Genomic DNA, 19162 nt, shown 5'->3' with positions numbered 1-19162 from the left:
ATCAGCATTTGTTTAAATTTGAGACTATTCTAACCTTGAATGACTAGAATAAATAATCTAAATGTATACTTTAATATGTGTGGTTTTTGTAGTTTCGATCATCAGTATAAACCCGATTAAATTATAATCAAAACCATGATAATTCAATCAATAAATTGAATCTCAAAATATATCTAGGGAGAATAAAAATGGCAAGAATTACCGTTGAGTCTGTGGTCACAGCGCCAATTGAATTGGTTTGGGATATTTATAATAATCCTGAGGATATACAGCAATGGAATACCGCTTCAGCGGATTGGCATACAGTTAACTCTAAAAACGATTTACGTGTGGGTGGTCAATTTTCAAATCGTATGGAAGCCAAAGATGGCAGTATGGGCTTTGATTTTGCGGGCACATATACTGAAATTATTCCGCATAAAAAAATTGCCTATTCTTTTGGCGAGCGAAATGCTGAAGTTCACTTTGCACAGAAAAATAATGCTGTTGTGGTGAGCATTAGTTTTGATCCTGAAACGATCTATCCGATTGAGCAACAGCAAGCAGGTTGGCAAGCAATTTTAGATAATTTTGCTCGCTATGTAGAAAATAAAGTTTAGTTCTGCACAAACGTACAATACAAAACATTTGCACAGACTTACTTTGATCTTCTGAAATTCGTTTAGATCAAAGTTGAGTGTTGTTGTGGAAATCTTTCTTTATACCTTGAGTGTGATGTATAGCCCCGGTCCTGTAAATTTCATTGGATTGAATTCAGGACTGCTTGGGCAGCTTAAACAATCCATCGGTTTTTTCATTGGGGTGGGTTGTGCAATGTTATTTCTATTTCTGACCTTGGGCTATGTTGGTGAGGCTGTTATTCCTCATAACTGGCTACACTATATTTCTTTGGTCGGGGCGGTGTATACCTTTTATATGGCTGTTAAAATGTTGACAGCATATTTAGAAAGTACTGAAAAAGCCGAACATCAACTGAGCTTCTTAAATGGTTTCTTAATTCAATTATTTAACCCTAAAGGGATTCTGGTTATTTTACCCGTCACGACAATTATGTATCCTGCTGCTAAAATTACAGGTGTGATGATTTTCGTTGTATCTTTGATCATTTCAATGGGTGCTGCTGGAGCGCCATTTGTATATGCTTTGGCGGGCAAGTTTTTAGGGGATAAAATTTCTGATCCTAAATGGTTTAATTATTTAAATAAAATTATGGCAATCATGCTGATTGTTACAGGACTTGGAATGCTACGCGATTTTATTATAGGAATGAATTTGCTGTGATGAAGCACCAGTTTGAAATGAATCTGTATGTATTTTACGCCTAAGGCAAGTGATTGATCTTTTTCCAATGCGCAGGGCTGAGCCCAAACGCTTGTTTAAAATGTCGGGTCATATGGCTTTGATCATAAAATCCAGCATCTGTTGCCGCCGCAACCAAAGAAGCCCCTTTGATTAAATTGATTTTAACTTTTTCCAGCCTGCGCATGGTTAAATAACGATGTGGGCTGGTTCCAAATAATAAACGAAAGTCGCGTGACAAACTCCAACGGTCGCGTCCAATATTTTTTTCTAAATCATCCAAGCTGATATTTCGTTCAGATACAGCATGAATAAATTCTCGAGCTTGTTCTGCTGCACGATAATCAAAACTCAGTCGTTGTGATAATGGTTGAACAGAAATTTCATTTAAAGCCATGGCCAGATCATACAGCGCATCTTCTTCTTCCAAGACTTCCATATGATTTTCAATGCTTTGTAGAAAAGTATTGGTGGCTTTAAATAATCGAGGATCTGTGCTGATCCCGTGTTGGATAAAGGGGAGAGGTTTACCCTTTAAAATAGATTGAATTTTTGCAGGTTCTATATACACCATACGATAGCGGAAACCGTCTTGAGTACCTGATTCACCATCATGTTTTTCATCAGGATACAGCACCATGGTCATACCTTGCTGGCTATGTTGCATGACACCTTGATAATGAAAACTTTGAACGCCTGAAATTGTGCGACCAATGGCATAGGTATCATGCCGGTGCGGTTCATAGGCATGATCATTAAAAAATGCTTCGATACGTTCAAATCGATCTGTTTCCGATGCTGTGCGAATCCAATCCTGATGATTTGATGCTGGCATTGAACATCTACCAATGAATAAAGTTTAAGCTGGATAAATTATAACTGAGTTCAGCTGATAAATTGAGTTTTCTATTGGTATATGGTTATGCGCAACGAATGTTCTAGTCTTGAGCAGTCGGCTAGAAAAGCAGGTAGATAACAAGTCATTGTTTTAGCGTTGTGTTTAAAAATATCAATGAGCAGTCTAGCTAGAATATTTTGCTTCTCTCAATATCGATAGTTAATTGAATTATCAACTCTAAATCTCTAAACATATTGAAATATTGACTGACAAAGCTACTGCATGAAAGGTCGATTTGTGGTTAAATGCGCCTATTTCATTCGTTTCACTTTTAAAAAGGGAAAAATCATGCGCGCGTACAATTTCTGTGCTGGTCCTGCTGCATTACCTACTGCCGTTTTAGAAAAAGCTCAGGCTGAGTTATTGGATTGGCATGGTAAAGGCTTATCCATCATGGAAATGAGCCATCGTAGCAAAGACTATGTGGCTGTCGCTGAAAAAGCAGAAGCAGATTTACGTAAATTGATGAACATTCCAGAGAACTATAAAGTATTGTTCTTACAAGGTGGTGCATCACTTCAGTTTTCTGCAATTCCACTCAATTTATTGGGTAAAAATTCTAAAGCTGATTATATTCATACTGGGATTTGGTCAGAAAAAGCCACTCAAGAAGCGCAACGTTATGGCGATATCAATATCGTTGAAGCGGCAACAAGCATCAATGGAAAGCTTGCAATTTCTGAGCAAAGTACATGGAACTTGTCAGATGATGCAGCTTATGTCCATTATGCTGAAAATGAAACAATTGGCGGTATTCAATTTGCCAATATTCCCGAAACAGATAAACCTTTAGTTTCTGATTTTTCATCAAGTATTTTATCTGCACCATTAGACGTATCTAAGTTTGGTTTGATCTATGCTGGAGCACAAAAGAATATTGGTCCAGCAGGTTTAACCCTTGTGATCGTGCGTGATGATTTATTGGATCAAGCAAAACCTGAAATTCCGAGCTTGTTAAAATATGGTTCGCAAGCGAAGAATGATTCTATGGTGAATACACCAGCAACTTATGCTTGGTATTTGTCTGGTTTAGTTTTTGAATGGTTACTTGAGCAGGGCGGTGTAGACGCAATGTATAAAACCAACCTTGAAAAATCTAATTTGCTATATGGTTATATTGATTCTAGTGATTTTTATAATAACCCGATCGCACTTCCAAACCGTTCAATCATGAATGTACCGTTTACTTTGGCAGATGAAGCACTGGATAAATTATTCTTGAAAGAAGCTGAAGAAAATCATTTGCTCAATCTTGCAGGTCACCGTTCAGTAGGCGGTATGCGAGCAAGTATTTATAATGCTGTACCTTTGGAAGGCGTACAAGCACTTGTCAACTTTATGGATGACTTTGCTCAACGTAACGGCTAATCTCACTTCAAAACATTTAAATGATTTGTTGTGGTCGATCAGCACCTAATTTTCTCCCTTGATTGAATAAACAGGGGAGGGGAAATTATAGGGTCTGTAGACATTTCATAAATGGCTTGCGTTGTAGGTTAAAATTGAGCAGGCAAGGCATGAAACGAAGAGAATAGCGAGACTATTTTTGAGTTTCATAACGAAGGCTGAGATAATTTTAGCCACAACCCTTCGGGACTTGTGTGTTTTTTGCCGCTACGTCGTTACGAACTACTCATTTAGAATGACTAAATTTCGTATTTCGCGTCTAGTATCGCCTAAAAAACACACGTAGTCGCAAACGTAGACGAATTGTCAACAGACCCTAAAGTCCTAGACATAAAAAAATCCCTCCAGAGTGAGGGATTTTTTTATGTGAGATAAATGTCGTAAAACATTAAGTCGTCGGGAATATGCCTAATATATGGATCATCATTGCAGCTAAAAACATACCTAGAACAAAAAAGCAGCAGGCTCCTTTATCCAAGCGTAAGTGAAAACCACTAACTTGATTGATTAGACTAGTCGATTGTTCAGGTATAATTTTCATTACTGAGCCTAGATTTTTAAATTATTGTTTAAATCCTATTGGTTCGTCGTATTTTTAACATAATTGACTGGTTAAATAAAGTGCTAAATTACATTATTAATATGTTGCGGCTTTTATTATCTCCCGATCAATAAAAATATTATGAATTTATAATCATGATTTTGTGGGTAGATTGTGGATAACTTGACTGTTTTTTAGTCTTTATATGGATAATAATCCGATTTAGGTATAAAAACGAAGTCTATTTTTTAACAAGATCATGATATTTATTGGTTTAATTTTTATGCTTAAGCTGCTGTTTTTAAATTTATTTTTAAATTCGTTTTCTTGAGATTTTTCAAATCGGGGAATGTATTTATTATTTAAATAAACAGGCGATATTCTTCAACTTAAATAGTTTTAAAAAGGCCTGATTATTTAACTTTGAATTTAAACTGTGGATAACTGGTAAATTTGAATTCAAAAAGATAAAAAGTGAGAGCATCTATTTAGATATAATAGAAATGTTACAAAACATGTAATAAAAAAGCATGATGGGTTTTCCATCATGCTGATCATGTGTTTTTTGAATCAAGCAGCAGAATAAATGTTTGCTTGAATCCAGATATTACCGCGAATATATTGTCCAATTTCAAAATTTTTGAAAGCAGGATCCTTGGTTGCGATACGGACTAAAATTGCGGGTTGGTTCTCTTCAAGAATTAAAGTCACATCATAAAGGGTATAGTCTTGTTGCATAAACTGCATTTGAGTTTTACCGACCACTTTACCTTGAAACCAAGCTTCATCCTCTTGCCCTAGCGTTTCTCCATAGAGGTATGCCACCATTTTAGAAAAATCGACAGTAACAGGCGCTTTATCATCTTCTGACTTCGCTTCCCATGCATCAATTTGCTCTTGAAGGTTCTCAGGTGCAATACCATTATTTTGTGACAGAATATCGTTTAATGCACGATGGTGTTTGATTGAAGCAGGATCATCAACAATGATTTGTTCATGGTCAGAAACTTTTTCAAGTTCATAGGCCCATGCATTCAGTTGAACTTTATATTGCTGATCTTGCATATATTGATGGCCGTTTACACTGTACAAGCTGTCAAATGCATAAACTACGCTATTTGTTCCTACTTTTAAGCTAAGTACTGCTTGAGTATTGGTTTTACAGGTAATAATACGGTCAATAGAAGCATTTAATTGATAGGGACTTTCAAAACTTGGGAAAGCCGTTTTTACAGCTTTAGGTTTGTTATTCTCAACATCAATCACTTGACAGAGCTGTACAGAAGAACCGCTTGGACCTTGGATTAACCAAGTTGATACATCCATATCGCATTCTTTTGAACAAAGCCCCATGGGCATCACTGGTGCATCCAAAGCCAAACCTAACCATTTGGGCACTTCGGACGTTGGATTTTCAGTCAATAGACTCCAATGTTCGACATGGCTACCAAAATTCTGATCTTCTATGATAATTGTTTCAGGTCTGTTTTGATTGTTCATTTTCACGATTTTAAATGCCTCTCTTATGCTATTAAATCGAGGGTGATTGCTAGATTTCAAGTCCTGAAATGTAAAATCATAAGAAAAACCAGAATATTAAACTCAATTGTCATAAACCACGCCCGAAATTGTACTTTTAATCACCAAAAGCGAGATGCAAAGTTTGATTGAATCTGAAAGTCGTTAAAGATTTGCGCGATAAATAAAAGAATATGCATAGGACAGCGAAGCGGCATTTTGCTAAAATGTTGAAAAATCTTTATCAGAGATGTTGTGTGCTGCCATTTAAACTTTGGGTCGATGCAGATGCTTTACCTAAAATTCTTCGTGAAGTGATCTTACGTGCATCAGACCGTTATCAATTAGAAGTTACTTTTGTTGCAAACCAGCCTGTGGGCATTACGCCGTCTGTACGGATCAACTCAATTCAAGCAATGTCGGGAGCAGATCAAGCGGACCAAGAAATTGTTGATCGTATGGGTGAGCATGATATCGTGATTACTCAGGATATTCCTTTAGCGGCACAGGTCATTGAAAAGGGTGGTGTGGCAATTCACCCACGTGGAGAGGTGTACACTTCAGCCAATGTCAAAGCTCGCTTACATTTGCGTGATTTTATGGATACTTTGCGCGGTGCAGGTGTACAAACAGGTGGGCCACCACCGATTTCTGAGCGTGATAAACGTGAGTTTTCGAGTAGCTTAGACCAAACCATTCTCAAGCAGAAACGTAAGACTTCGATATAAGTTTAATTCATGCTTTGAATAATCATCTGCGACTGATTTTTTCCACCTTTTGAATGACTCGACCTTACTTTTCAATAGATCTTCACATTGCGTGATTAAGATTTAATTGAATTTGCAAAGATCAATGTAGAAATTCATTTTTAAACCTAGCACATTTTAATTCACATCCAGCAGTCATTTAGGAATCTATATGCCCTCCAAATCCAACCTGATGACGACTTATATTTTATTGGTCTTCATTTGGGCAAGTACGCCTTTGGCAATTGTATGGAGCGTGGCAGATTTACATATGATGTGGGCTTTGGTTTTGCGGTTTTTTATCGCTTTGCCGATTGCTTTAATTCTATTGCTGATTTTAAAAGTTAAATTACCGTACAATAAAATTGCTTTACATAGTTATTTAGCCGGCTCATTTAGTCTGATTGGGTCGCAAATTTTTACCTATGCTGCGACCAGTTATTTAAGTTCAGGTATTATTGCTTTGATGTTTGGATTAGCTCCAATTATGGCAGGGCTCATTGGTCGTTTTGTTTTTGGTCAAAGATTACTGGGGATTCAATGGCTTGGGATGCTGGTTGCTGTTGTTGGCCTCGCCATTATTTGTACCAGTAGTGGGGCAAGTCAACATGTGCATCCTGTTGGAATCTTGTTGATGTTGATGAGTGTATTTACCTATGCTTTTTCGATCTTTTGGGTAAAAAAAGTAAATGCAGATGTCGTTCCAATGGCGCAAGCAACTGGTTCAATCTTGGTTTCTACGCTGGCTGCAATGTGTATTATTCCTTTTATTTGGCAGTATGCGCCTACGCATATTCCCGAAACTAAATCATTATTGGCATTGATTTATACCGTATTGATGGCTTCATTACTGGCGATGTTTTGTTATTTTAAATTGGTGCAAAATATTAAAGCCACGACCTTGTCATTGACGACTGTGATGACCCCGATGATTGCCATGTTTTTAGGCGCGATGCTCAATAATGAAAAACCGACAATGAGTGTGTTTATTGGTGCGGCGGTTTTGATCTTTGGACTAATTTTATACTTCTATAAAGATTTTAAAGCACGTCAATTGCTGGCTAAAAAGATTGAAAATTAGCATCAAATTTTTCTTTTGTTTTTAGATTTTATCCTGAGTGATTAACCTTAAACTAAGTTTGGATTCATACTTTTTAAATAAGATGTGTTTTTAATTTTTATACTAAGTTAATCATGATACTTACAAAATGATGAAAGCCAATATGAGTCATTTTAAATAAAGCACTTTGTATAAAATAGTATATTTACTTCACCATTTTAGATAAAAGCAATCATGATAATAATTGAAGATATTGAGATAAAAGAATAAAGATAAATAGCATAGGATAAAAATAATAACCAAAATGAGTTGAAGAGAAATGACGAAGCAGATCCGCTTTAACGCCTTTGAAATGAATTGTATTGCCCATCAATCTCCTGGTTTATGGCGTCATCCTTCAGATCGTTCCACGGAATATAAAGATATTGAGTATTGGACTGACCTTGCTAAAATCTTGGAAAAGGGTGTGTTTGATGGCATTTTTATTGCGGATGTACTCGGAATATATGATGTTTACCACCACAGTGCAGAACATGCTTTGACTGGTGCAGTACAAGTTCCAGTCAATGATCCTTTGCAAATTGTCCCAGCGATGGCTGCGGTAACACGGCATTTAGGTTTTGGTGTAACTACATCTATCTCTTTTGAACATCCTTATCCTTTTGCACGAAGAATCAGCACATTAGATCATCTTACCAAAGGTCGGGTGGGATGGAATATTGTCACCTCTTATTTGGAAAGTGGTTCTAAGAACTTGGGGCTAACTACGCAATTAAATCATGATGATCGCTATGATGTTGCCGATGAGTATTTAGAGGTACTGTATAAGCTGTGGGAAGGGTCTTGGGAAAATGGTGCTGTTTTAAGAGATAAGCAGTCTGGAATCTTTGCTGATCATACAAAAGTTCATCCCATTTTACATGAGGGGAAATACTTTAAAGTTCCCGGTATTCATATTTGTGAACCTTCGCCACAACGCACGCCTGTGCTATACCAAGCAGGCGCGTCAGCTCGGGGACAAAAATTTGCAAGTCAAAATGCCGAATGTATTTTTATTGCGCCACCGTCAAAAATAGCAGCCAAGAAAATTGTTCAAAGTATTCGTGAAAAATTAAAACAGGAAGGGCGGGATCCTTATGCGGTTAAAATTTATAGCTTATTGTCAATTGTAACGGATGAAACGGATCAAAAGGCACAGGTGAAATTTAAAGAATATCAGTCTTATGGAAGCTATGATGGTGCATTGACATTGGTGTCTGGTTGGTCTGGTGTGGATTTTTCACAGTATCAACCACATGATAAAGTTGAGTATATTGAAACCAATGCGATTCAATCGATGTTAGATGCTTATGTCAATGCAGATCCTAAGCGTATTTGGACGATTGAAGAAATTGCCCATTGGAATAGTGTGGGGGGAAATGGTCCTGTATTGGTTGGTTCAGCACAGACGGTCGCTGATGAGTTACAACAATGGGTGGAAGATACCGATGTTGATGGTTTTAATTTTGCTTATATTCTTGCTCATCAAACTTTTATTGATATTGTAGATTTCATTGTACCTGAGCTACAACGCCGTGGTGTTTATCAAACAGAATATCGTCAGGGGACTTTACGAGAAAAACTATTTCAACAAAGTGCTTATTTGCCAGAGAATCATCGAGGTGCACAATATCGCAAAGACAATAAGAATAGCTTAGCGCAAGCAAGTTAGTCTAAGTCTAATTTTAAATAAGCATCTAAAATAATTGTTTATTGCATATTGATTGTGCTCATCCTTTAGAAATTAGTCCACATTATGTGGGCTTTTTTTATGATTTTAATAGTTATGAATTTTAATGATAAATTTATGATTTTGTTTTGAATAATAAATGCATTTATTCATATAAATAGTATAAAAAAATAGTGCTAGTTTAAATCTATGCTTATTTAAAAGAGTAACAACAATGACGGATTTAAACCAAAAAAACTTTTCTTCTCAGACAGCGGTTCCTTTGCAATTTTTTGAATTGAATCATGATGCACATGTTATTCAATCGGATGCGGAAGCCATTCAAGTAGCGAAAAATTTGGCCAAAGAATTTGCCAAAGAAGCATCACAACGTGATTATGAACGTCGTTTGCCGCTTGAGGAGATACAGCTCTATTCACAAAGTGGATTATGGGGAATTAATATTCCTCAGGCATTTGGTGGGGCTGAAGTGAAATATCGTACTTTAGCGGAAGTTGTGAAGACCATTTCTAGTGTAGATCCTTCACTTGGGCAAATTGCACAAAACCATTGGGCTTTTATTGAGCATCTCCGTTTAGATGCCAGTCCTGAGCAGCAACAATTTTTCTTTGCTGAAATTTTAAAAGGTCGACGTCTGGGCAATGCGTTTTCAGAAAAAGGCAGCAAGACCGTTGCTGACTTAGAAACCAAAATACATAAAACAGCCCAAGGCTATGAAATTAATGGTCAAAAATTCTTTGCTACAGGGGCTTTATTGGCACATTGGGTACCTGTCGTAGCAGTTAATGAAGATGGGCTGCCTGTGGTTGCCTTAACGCCACGAACCAGTGCAGGTCTGGAAATTGTCAATGATTGGTCTGGATTTGGACAAAGAACCACAGCGAGTGGAACTGTGTTACTAAAACAAGTTCAAGTTGATGAAAAATATATTGTGCCGATTCACAAAGCCTTTGAAAGACCTACAGCAGCAGGTGCGATTTCTCAATTTATTCAAGCCGCAGTAGATGCGGGTATTGCTCGTGGTGCAATTGATGAAACGATTCAATATGTACGCTTACATTCACGCCCTTGGATTGACTCAGGTTTAGAAAAAGCCAGCGATGATCCGTATACCATTGCAAGTATAGGGGAGTTAAAAATCAAATTACGTGCAGCCGAAGCTGTTTTAGACTTGGCTGGTGATGCAATTGATCAAGCAATTGCTGATCCATCTGAAGAGAATGCCAATCAGGCGGCATTACTGGTTGCAGAAGCCAAGGTATTAACAACTGAAATTGCCATTCTGGCTTCTAATAAATTATTTGAATTATCAGGTACTCGTTCAACATTGTCTGAATTAAATTTAGATCGCCATTGGCGCAATGCCCGTACCCATACTTTGCATGATCCTGTACGTTGGAAATTTAATTTAGTCGGTAATTATTATCTCAATAACATTCACTTACCACGCCATGCGTGGAGCTAAGAATAACAATAACCAACAGATGGAGAGAAAAAATGGGTAACTTAGATATTCAAAACCGTTTTATTGAAGATTTATCAATCTCAGCAGATTATGAAAAGGTTGCGTCAAAGTATCGTGCAATTTTTGAAAAAATTGCACAAGGTGTCGTTGAACGCGAGCAACAGCGTATATTGCCGTATGAGCAAATAGACTGGTTAAAACATGCAGGTTTTGGTGCATTACGTGTGCCAGTCAAGTTTGGTGGAGATGGGGTGTCTTTACCTCAGTTATTTCAATTGCTCACTGAACTTGCAAAGGCCGATTCAAATATTGTACAAGCATTGCGAGGGCATTTCGCTTTTGTTGAAGATCGATTAAATGCACATAAGTTTAAGAATCAAGAATTATGGTTTAAACGTTTTGTCCAAGGTGATTTGGTGGGGAATGCATGGACTGAAATCGGCCATGTAAAAATTGGTGATGTGATTACCCGAGTAACTCAAAATAATAATCAATTGCTGGTCAATGGGAAAAAGTACTATTCAACAGGCACAATCTTTGCGGATTGGGTTGATTTATTTGCCTATGATGAACGTACGGATCAGCATGTTATTGCTGCGATTTCTCGACATGCTTCTGGGGTTGAAGTACAGGATGATTGGGATGGTTTCGGTCAAAAAACCACGGGAAGTGGCACCTTAACGTTAAGCAATGTTGCAATCGAAGCAGACCATATTTTGCCTTTTGAGCAACGTTTTAAATATCAGACTGCGTTCTACCAAGTCATTCATTTGGCGACCTTATCTGGGATTGCACAGTCAGCAGTTGCAACATTTATTCATGAAGTACAAAAGCGTGATCGTATTTTTAGTCATGGCAATGCAGATTTAGTGCGTAATGATCCACAGATTTTACAGGTGATTGGTAAAGCTTCCGCACAAGCCTATGCAAGTGAAAGCATTACCACACAAACAGCAGAAGCTTTGCAGCGTGCATATATCAGTCACTTTAGTGAATCCGAAGTAAAAAATATTCAAGCAAATAATGATGCTGAATTAGAAGCGGCACAAGGGCAGGTGGTTATTTCTGATTTAGTCTTGGATTTAACCAGTAAGTTGTTTAATGCGCTTGGCGCATCTGCAAGTACCACCACAAAACAACTTGATCGCTTCTGGCGCAATGCGCGGGTCGTATCTTCACATAATCCAGTCGTATATAAGGAAAAAGTGATTGGTGATTGGGAGGTCAATTGTGAACCATTGCCATTTGTTTGGCAAATTGGAACAAGCCCAAAAGTTGGCGCTGCCTAGAATTTAAATTTTAATCACCTTTAGTTCAAGGCTTGCGTATGCAAGCTTTTGATTTTTATAAAGACCATAAAGAACAATAATTATTGTACTCATGAGTATACAAAATGGCAGATTTGGTACTATGAGGAGAAAACAAAGTTAAGTAGATTAGTACAGCAAAAAACAAATACAACGAGGAAATCATGTCGCTTAAAGGAAAAACACTTTTTATTACCGGTGCAAGCCGAGGAATAGGGCGAGAGATTGCACTAAAAGCTGCACAAGATGGTGCGAACATTGTGATTGCTGCAAAATCTACACAAGAGCATCCTAAATTAGGAGGCTCGATTTTTACTGTTGCTCAAGAAGTTGAGGCGGCAGGTGGTCAAGCTTTAGCACTTCAACTGGATGTACGTGATCAAGATGCGGTTGCGCTTGCCATGAAACAAGCAGCAGAGCATTTCGGTGGAATTGATATTTTAATTAACAATGCTGGTGCGATTAAACTGTCTGGCGTAGAGACGCTTGACCCAAACCGTTTTGATTTAATGTATCAGATTAATACACGTGCTGTGATGGTATGTAGTCAAGCTGTGTTACCGTACTTAAAAAACAGTGACAATCCACATATTTTAAATCTTTCACCGCCGTTAAACTTGGATGAAAAATGGTTTGCCAGCTATGCACCTTATACCATTACTAAATATGGCATGAGTATGCTGACTTTAGGAATGAATCAAGAGTTTGCCAGTTATGGAGTGAGTGTAAACTCACTATGGCCAAGAACGATTATTGCCACAGCTGCAATTGAGTTTTCTTTAGGTGGTAAGCAATTATTTAGCAGAGCTCGTAAACCGAACATTATGGCAGACGCCGCTTATCGTATTTTAAACAGTGAGAAACGTGCTTTAACAGGACGGTTGTTGATTGATGAAGAAATCCTACGAGAGTCGGGTATTACAGATTTTACTGAATATCGCTATGCTGATTCAGAGGATGAGTTGATGGTTGATTTGTTTGTTAAAGAATAATTGCTGAACGGATCGCGCCAATAATTCGTACCGATTTTAAAATCCTAGTTTGATTGTTTAAAATCGGTACATTAAAACATTGGAAATTTTTATAAAAAAGCAGAAGATATAATATTGAATCTAAAAAATGAGTGAGATGTAATTTCGTGTATGAGTTAGATTGTAAGTTGCTCAGTATTTTTTACTATATCTACAAGTTTAAAAGTGTTTCTGTTGCCGCAGATCATTTAGCGATGAGCCAACCTACAGTAAGCAATATTCTGAACAAAATTCGTGTTCATTATAACGATCCGTTATTTTTACGGATTGGTAATGAAATGGTGCCTACAGAATTATCTAAACAACTTTATCCTTTGATCAGTGAAGCACTGAGTAAAGTTGAAATTATTAATAATTTTAGTGTGGATTTTGATGAAACAGCATCTCAGCAACAATTTACAGTTGCGATGACGGATGTTTCTCACTTAGTTTTATTGCCTAAAATTTCTCAATATCTCAAAGCACATGCACCGCATGTCAAATTAAATGTTCGTGCTATCACCTCTGAAACCAGTTATCAGATGGCAAATGGTGAAATTGATTTGGCGATTGGTTTTTTACCGCAATTAGAAAATGGTTTCTATCAACAAAAATTATTCGAACAATTTTATGTGGTGATTGCATCTAAAGATCATCCACGATTAACTCAACAAAGCATGACCGTTGAGCAGTATTTGAGTGAATCACACATCGATATTGATGCAGGTGTGGGGCATTATCACATCGCCAATGAGCTGTTAAATTTGGATTTAAAACGTAATGTATTGATGCGTATTCCGAGTTATCTTGGTGTTGGCTTAGTGGTGCAAGATACTGACTCGATTGCAACCGTTCCTTATTATTTGAGCGAAGTCTTGTTGTCACGAGGAAACTTACAAATTTTTCCAGCACCAATTTCGTTTCCGACTTATTCGATTAAGCAGTATTGGCATATGTCATGTCACCATAAAACCAGCCATCAGTGGTTAAGACATATGTGTTATGAGATTTTTAGTCAGGTGAATTCCATGCCTTTACCCAGTCAGTTATTAAGCCATGGCGATCAGCCTGAAGTTTAAGGGTTTCTATAATCGATACATCCAGAATGATTGGTATCAACAGCTTGGTAAAATATTGTTGATGAAAAAGATTAATATTTTTGATTTAGAAAAAATTAAACGAGATCTATATGCAGGTCAGCAGTTGAATGGGCGTGTGTATAAACAATATGCACAGGATATTGAAGAATATCTTTTGCAATTAGATCATTTTCCCCATCAAGTCTTTCAAGTTTATCTTGATATATTGAACTCAAGTTATATGACGCAAGTGCATGGCGTCTATCATTTTTTTAAACAGCTATATTTTGACTTTGAAAAGCTATCGCCAGTTCAACGGTACCAACTTAAAAGTGTAATTAATCGTTGTTTAGAACAACCTCTAGATAATAATTTAGAACTATGGCTTTTAGAAATAAATCAAAATAAATTTTAAAAGGACTTTTTAAAGTTAAATAGCTTAAGAACAGTTATCCTTTTAAGATTAATTCGCTTGATGCTCTGAATCGGTTAGCTTATCAGGTGTCATCAATGCTTGATTGACATAGAGTTTGATTAAGCGTTCACGAGAGCCAATAGACTTTTGATAGTGCGTAGAATTTAACAATAATGATGCGCCATAAGTCACTGTCCAGATATAAGACAAGTAATCACGGATTGACATACTACTGTTTAAGGCTTTGAGATGTGCTCCGAAAAGATCTTTAATTTCTAAAATACGTTGCTCACGTATGCTATAAAGTTCTTCGAATAAGTCTTTGAGTTTACGTTCATTATTGGTTAAACGCTCTTCAATCACATGCAGTAAAATTGTTCGATTCGAATTTAACATGTTATATAACATGTATTCGGATACATAGATTTTAATATCATGATGATAGGCTTTAGAAATATCTAAAAGTCGTTTTTCATTCAAAATAATCAGTTCAAGATACAGCTGGTTTTTACTTTTAAAATGTTTATAGATCGTTCCTTTTGCGATATCAAGTTCAGCAGCAAGCTCACTTAACGTAATATCCTGATTATTATCAAGCAATAAGGTTTCTGCCATTGCTAAAATTTTCTCTTTGCGAAGAAGAAAATTCTGTTGGCGCACTGAACTCATTCTATTGATCCAAAACCGCTGATGAAGAACTGGACTCAGAGTATATCAGCTATTTTGTTGATTCAATAAAACTATAGTCCATCATATTCAATAAAATATTTATTTTTTCAATACATTTAATAATTTAGATTTTATAAAAGCTAAACTTAAGTTAGGTCATACGATGAATATAAAGAAACTGTAAGAGATACACCGTTTAAAAACATCTTTAGTCAGCAACGACTTTAAAAAATAACCTGATCGTCTGATCAGGTTATTTTTTAATAAAGGTCTTAGAAATTAATCCGCACGACGCCAAATGGTACCTTGACGTGTATCTTCCAGTACTACACCTTGGGCAAGTAAAGACTGACGGATTTCATCTGCACGGGCAAAGTCTTTATTTTTCTTGGCATCAACACGTTGTTGGATGAAATCTTCAATATCAGCTTCGGATAAGCCAAGTGCTTCTTGACCAATGTCTGATTTTAAAAAGTCATCTACATTGTATTGAACCAAGCCAAGAATATTGGTCAAGTGGCGTAAAGTAGAATAATAAAGCGTAGATTGCGCTGCATTTTCTTCTTTAACCGCACGATTCAATTCTTTAATAATTTCGAATAAAACTGCAATTGCTTCAGATGTATTGAAGTCATCACGCATTGCTGAATTAAAGCGCTCGACGAGCGTTTCATCTAACAGGTCTGTGGTTTTATCGCCATAGACTTGTTGATACGCTTTAAATGCATGATAAAAACGAGAAAGCGTAGTTTTTGCTTCTTTTAGTGCAAAGTCCGAGAAGTTTACAGGGCTACGATAGTGTGATGACACAATAAAATAACGAATCACTTCAGGATGAAATTTCTCCATCACATCACGAATGGTAAAAAAGTTGCCTAAAGATTTAGACATTTTTTCGCCATCGACATTGATAAAGCCAACATGCATCCAGTAGTTTACATATTGTTCATCTGTTGCAGCTTCTGATTGCGCGATTTCATTTTCATGATGTGGGAATAAAAGATCTGAACCGCCACCATGAATATCGAAATGATTGCCTAAGCAGCAAGTTGACATTGCTGAACATTCAATATGCCAACCTGGACGGCCATTGCCCCAAGGTGAAGCCCATGAAGGCTCATTTTCTTTAGCATGTTTCCATAGCACAAAGTCAAATGGATGCTTCTTCTCAACTTCAACATCAACACGTTCAGAAGCGCCAGCTTGCATATCGTCAAGTTTACGTCCTGAAAGTCGGCCATAGTTCTTAAATTTTTCAACTTCAAAATAGACATCGCCATTTGCAGAAGGGTAAGCCGTGCCTTTATTGACAAGGTTGCCAATCATATTCTGCATTTGATCGATATAATCTGTTGCGCGTGGTGCCTCATCAGGTGCTAAGCATCCTAGGTTTTCGGCATCATCATTCATCGCCTTGATAAAACGATCGGTCAAAGCTGTAATGCTTTCGCTATTTTCATTGGCACGCGCAATAATTTTGTCATCGATATCTGTGATGTTACGAACGTATTTAACATTCCAACCTTGACTACGTAAAAAACGAATAATGTAGTCAAAAGCAACCATCACCCGAGCATGGCCTATATGACAGTAATCATAAACTGTCATACCGCACACATACATGTCGATATGTCCTTCTTTACGGGGAACAAATTCAACTTTTTTTCGTTGCTCAGAGTTGTAAAGAACAAATGGTTGCATAGGTTTTCTAAAGGCTTCAACAAAATGATGATTAATCTTAACCTAAGCTCCATATTTCATAAAGTTTTATACGTTATTTTTCTAAGAAAATGAAATTTATACATTTAGGAAAGCAGCCTATTGTATTGCTATGCTAAAATAGCAAAAATATTCCATTCGATATTCAAAACTCTTTATAGAGTTAAGGTTAGCCCATTTTGAATCCTGAAAATAAATCAAATCAAGTTGATTTTCAAAAAGTTGCACTTGAAACTTTACGCATTGAAGAACATGCCATAGAGATTTTAGCGACTCAAATTGATGAACGCTTTACGCGCGCATGTGAAATTATTTTACAGTGCCAAGGTCGTTTAGTGATTACGGGTATGGGGAAATCTGGGCATATTGGGCGGAAAATGGCAGCAACTTTCGCATCAACAGGTACACCATCATTCTTTATGCATCCTGGTGAAGCAGGGCATGGCGATTTAGGTATGTTGGTCAAAGGTGACGTGTTGATTGCAATTTCAAACTCTGGAAAGAGTGATGAGATTATGATGTTGATGCCACTGATTAAGTATTTGGAAGTGCCTTTAATCACCATCAGTGGTGATGACAAAGGGCCCATGCCACAAAATGCGGATGTTGCGTTGACACTTGGAAATATCAAAGAAGCATGTCCATTAGGTTTGGCACCCACTTCAAGCACTACTGCGACATTGGTATTGGGCGATGCGTTGGCTGTGGCGTTATTAGATGCACGTGGTTTTACCGCAGATGATTTTGCAATGTCACATCCTGCTGGTGCATTAGGCAAACGTCTGTTGTTACATGTAAAACATTTGATGCGTACAGGCACTGATTTACCAAAAGTATTTCCTGATACACCGATGAATAAAGTTTTGTACGAAATATCCAATAAGCGTTTAGGTTTAACCACTGTTGTCGATGAAAATGACACCTTATTGGGCATATTTACCGATGGTGATTTACGTCGTTTAATTGATAGACAACAAGGTTTTGATGTGAACTTGCCTGTGTCCGCTGTCATGGTCCAAAATCCTTCAACCATTTCTAAAGAAGCACGTGCAGTTGAAGCTTTAGAAAAAATGAATGAAAAGAAAATTAGTCAATTTATTGTCGTTGATGATGCCAATAAAGTGATTGGTGTAATTAGTATGCATGACCTGATTCAAGCTGGAGTAAATTAATCAATGGCTTCTTATGTTTTACTGGAACAAGCGCGTCATATTGAAGCATTGGTTTTAGATGTAGATGGAATTTTGAGTGATGGCTTTGTGACGTTGACCAATACTGGGGATGAAATTAAATCCTTTGATATTCGTGACGGATTAGGCATGAAGCTGGTGCAAAAATCTGGAATTAAAGTCATCATTATCACAGGACGTAAAAGTAATATTGTTGAAAAACGTATGGCTGATCTTGGCGTGGATTTGGTCTTTCAAGGTCGTGAAGACAAAGGTGCTGCACTTAAAGAAGCTTGTGCTCAATTCAATTTAGATCCTGAAGACTGTTTATATATGGGCGATGATTGGCCAGATCTTTCAGCCTTTGCAATTGCAGGGATGAAAGTCACTGTACCTAACGGGCATGTTGAAGTGCGTCGTCGAGCGGATTTAGTCACTCAGGCGATGGGTGGGCGTGGAGCTGTGCGTGAAGTCTGTGATATGTTGCTGATGGCAAAAGGCACTTACCAAGAATTACTTGAAAAATATACAGCTATACCGCATTAATAGCGTAAATTCAGATTGATCAAATGTTGAATGTAATTTATGGATACTAAGGTTTTATATGTGACTGCAGTTGTCATCGCGGCAATCAGTGGTGGCTATTACTATTACAGTGGGAAAGGCAAAAAGTTGGATGCGAATTCAGCAAAAAGCATGACGTATACTGCTGAGGGTATCCAGTTGGTCCAAACAGATGAAAAGGGCAATCTTTATGTTCGTGCTCAAGTGGATCGTTTAGAACAAGATTTACAAAGAAAAACTTCAACACTGAGTAACCTCAATGCTTCGATGTTTCATCAAAATAAAGTTGATTCAACTTTTTTTGCAAAACAAGCACGAGGATTTAATGACAATGAAAAAGTCGTTTTATCTGGACAAGTTAAAGCGACCAAGATTGGTGAACGAGGGACCATGGAGTTTCAGACAGACGAGTTAACGGGGTATCCTAAAATACGTCAGTTTGAAACGACTCACCAAGTGACTGTTAATGCACCTGATGCAGAATTTATTAGTCAGGGTTTAAAAGCTGATTTAAACCAAGGTCAATATGAATTTGCACATATTCGAGGAAAGTATGTACCTAACTAA

The 19162-nt window shown here is 37.2% G+C and carries 18 protein-coding genes; 14 read left to right on the top strand and 4 right to left on the bottom strand.

The features are described from left to right. Nucleotides 1-188: 188 nt before the first annotated feature. Together AS4_RS13675 and AS4_RS13670 are read left to right on the top strand one after the other, a co-directional pair. Nucleotides 189-599: an SRPBCC domain-containing protein gene (locus tag AS4_RS13675; protein WP_096734480.1), complete on the top strand. Its 411-nt coding sequence runs from the start codon at nt 189-191 to the stop codon at nt 597-599. An 85-nt stretch (nt 600-684) separates the two neighbouring features. After that, complete coding sequence (locus AS4_RS13670) at nt 685-1281, top strand: LysE family translocator (RefSeq protein WP_096734479.1); 597 nt, start codon at nt 685-687, stop codon at nt 1279-1281. 40 nt (nt 1282-1321) lie between these two features. On the opposite strand, the gene AS4_RS13665 is transcribed toward AS4_RS13670, so the two are convergent. After that, complete coding sequence (locus tag AS4_RS13665) at nt 1322-2134, bottom strand: AraC family transcriptional regulator (RefSeq protein WP_096734478.1); 813 nt, start codon at nt 2132-2134, stop codon at nt 1322-1324. A gap of 351 nt (nt 2135-2485) precedes the next feature. Here AS4_RS13665 and serC point away from each other — a divergent pair, with 351 nt between their 5' ends. Next, complete coding sequence (gene serC / locus AS4_RS13660) at nt 2486-3565, top strand: 3-phosphoserine/phosphohydroxythreonine transaminase (RefSeq protein ID WP_096734477.1); 1080 nt, start codon at nt 2486-2488, stop codon at nt 3563-3565. A gap of 1150 nt (nt 3566-4715) precedes the next feature. Here serC and AS4_RS13655 read toward each other — a convergent pair. Continuing rightward, complete coding sequence (locus tag AS4_RS13655; protein ID WP_004822598.1) at nt 4716-5645, bottom strand: hypothetical protein; 930 nt, start codon at nt 5643-5645, stop codon at nt 4716-4718. A 245-nt stretch (nt 5646-5890) separates the two neighbouring features. Here AS4_RS13655 and AS4_RS13650 point away from each other — a divergent pair, with 245 nt between their 5' ends. From AS4_RS13650 to AS4_RS13615, 8 genes are all read left to right on the top strand, one after another. After that, nucleotides 5891-6391, top strand: a complete 501-nt coding sequence (locus tag AS4_RS13650) for a YaiI/YqxD family protein (protein WP_171066881.1) — start codon at nt 5891-5893, stop codon at nt 6389-6391. Between the two features lie 190 nt (nt 6392-6581). After that, on the top strand, nt 6582-7490 hold the full coding sequence (locus AS4_RS13645; RefSeq protein ID WP_096734476.1) for a DMT family transporter: 909 nt from the start codon (nt 6582-6584) through the stop codon (nt 7488-7490). 298 nt (nt 7491-7788) lie between these two features. Continuing rightward, on the top strand, nt 7789-9180 hold the full coding sequence (locus AS4_RS13640; RefSeq protein ID WP_096734475.1) for an LLM class flavin-dependent oxidoreductase: 1392 nt from the start codon (nt 7789-7791) through the stop codon (nt 9178-9180). A 232-nt stretch (nt 9181-9412) separates the two neighbouring features. Next, nucleotides 9413-10663, top strand: a complete 1251-nt coding sequence (locus AS4_RS13635) for an SfnB family sulfur acquisition oxidoreductase (RefSeq protein ID WP_096734474.1) — start codon at nt 9413-9415, stop codon at nt 10661-10663. Nucleotides 10664-10695: 32 nt separating this feature from the next. Then, the gene (locus AS4_RS13630; protein WP_096734473.1) at nt 10696-11952 is read left to right on the top strand and encodes an acyl-CoA dehydrogenase family protein; all 1257 of its coding nucleotides are present in this window, start codon (nt 10696-10698) and stop codon (nt 11950-11952) included. Nucleotides 11953-12134: 182 nt separating this feature from the next. Beyond that, nucleotides 12135-12962, top strand: a complete 828-nt coding sequence (locus AS4_RS13625) for an SDR family oxidoreductase (RefSeq protein ID WP_096734472.1) — start codon at nt 12135-12137, stop codon at nt 12960-12962. A 146-nt stretch (nt 12963-13108) separates the two neighbouring features. Further along, complete coding sequence (locus tag AS4_RS13620) at nt 13109-14059, top strand: LysR family transcriptional regulator (protein WP_004822592.1); 951 nt, start codon at nt 13109-13111, stop codon at nt 14057-14059. Between the two features lie 61 nt (nt 14060-14120). After that, nucleotides 14121-14474, top strand: coding sequence for a hypothetical protein (locus AS4_RS13615; RefSeq protein ID WP_126606924.1), 354 nt, complete (start codon nt 14121-14123; stop codon nt 14472-14474). Between the two features lie 48 nt (nt 14475-14522). Here AS4_RS13615 and AS4_RS13610 read toward each other — a convergent pair whose 3' ends face one another. Both AS4_RS13610 and cysS read right to left on the bottom strand, forming a co-directional pair. Continuing rightward, complete coding sequence (locus tag AS4_RS13610; protein WP_004822589.1) at nt 14523-15143, bottom strand: TetR/AcrR family transcriptional regulator; 621 nt, start codon at nt 15141-15143, stop codon at nt 14523-14525. Between the two features lie 279 nt (nt 15144-15422). Further along, the gene (gene cysS / locus AS4_RS13605) at nt 15423-16844 is read right to left on the bottom strand and encodes a cysteine--tRNA ligase (protein ID WP_004724345.1); all 1422 of its coding nucleotides are present in this window, start codon (nt 16842-16844) and stop codon (nt 15423-15425) included. A 197-nt stretch (nt 16845-17041) separates the two neighbouring features. Here cysS and AS4_RS13600 point away from each other — a divergent pair, with 197 nt between their 5' ends. From AS4_RS13600 to lptC, 3 genes are read left to right on the top strand one after another with little or no spacing between them, the layout of a single operon-like run. Further along, the gene (locus AS4_RS13600; protein ID WP_004822585.1) at nt 17042-18034 is read left to right on the top strand and encodes a KpsF/GutQ family sugar-phosphate isomerase; all 993 of its coding nucleotides are present in this window, start codon (nt 17042-17044) and stop codon (nt 18032-18034) included. Nucleotides 18035-18037: 3 nt separating this feature from the next. Next, nucleotides 18038-18577: a KdsC family phosphatase gene (locus AS4_RS13595; protein WP_004822583.1), complete on the top strand. Its 540-nt coding sequence runs from the start codon at nt 18038-18040 to the stop codon at nt 18575-18577. Between the two features lie 39 nt (nt 18578-18616). Further along, nucleotides 18617-19162 carry an LPS export ABC transporter periplasmic protein LptC gene (gene lptC, locus AS4_RS13590; protein WP_004822582.1) on the top strand — a complete coding sequence of 182 codons (546 nt, stop codon included), beginning with the start codon at nt 18617-18619 and terminating at the stop codon, nt 19160-19162.

The organism is Acinetobacter guillouiae (assembly GCF_002370525.2).
In the GTDB taxonomy this organism is placed as follows: domain Bacteria; phylum Pseudomonadota; class Gammaproteobacteria; order Pseudomonadales; family Moraxellaceae; genus Acinetobacter; species Acinetobacter guillouiae.
This window is presented reverse-complemented; position numbering and strand designations above follow the sequence as displayed.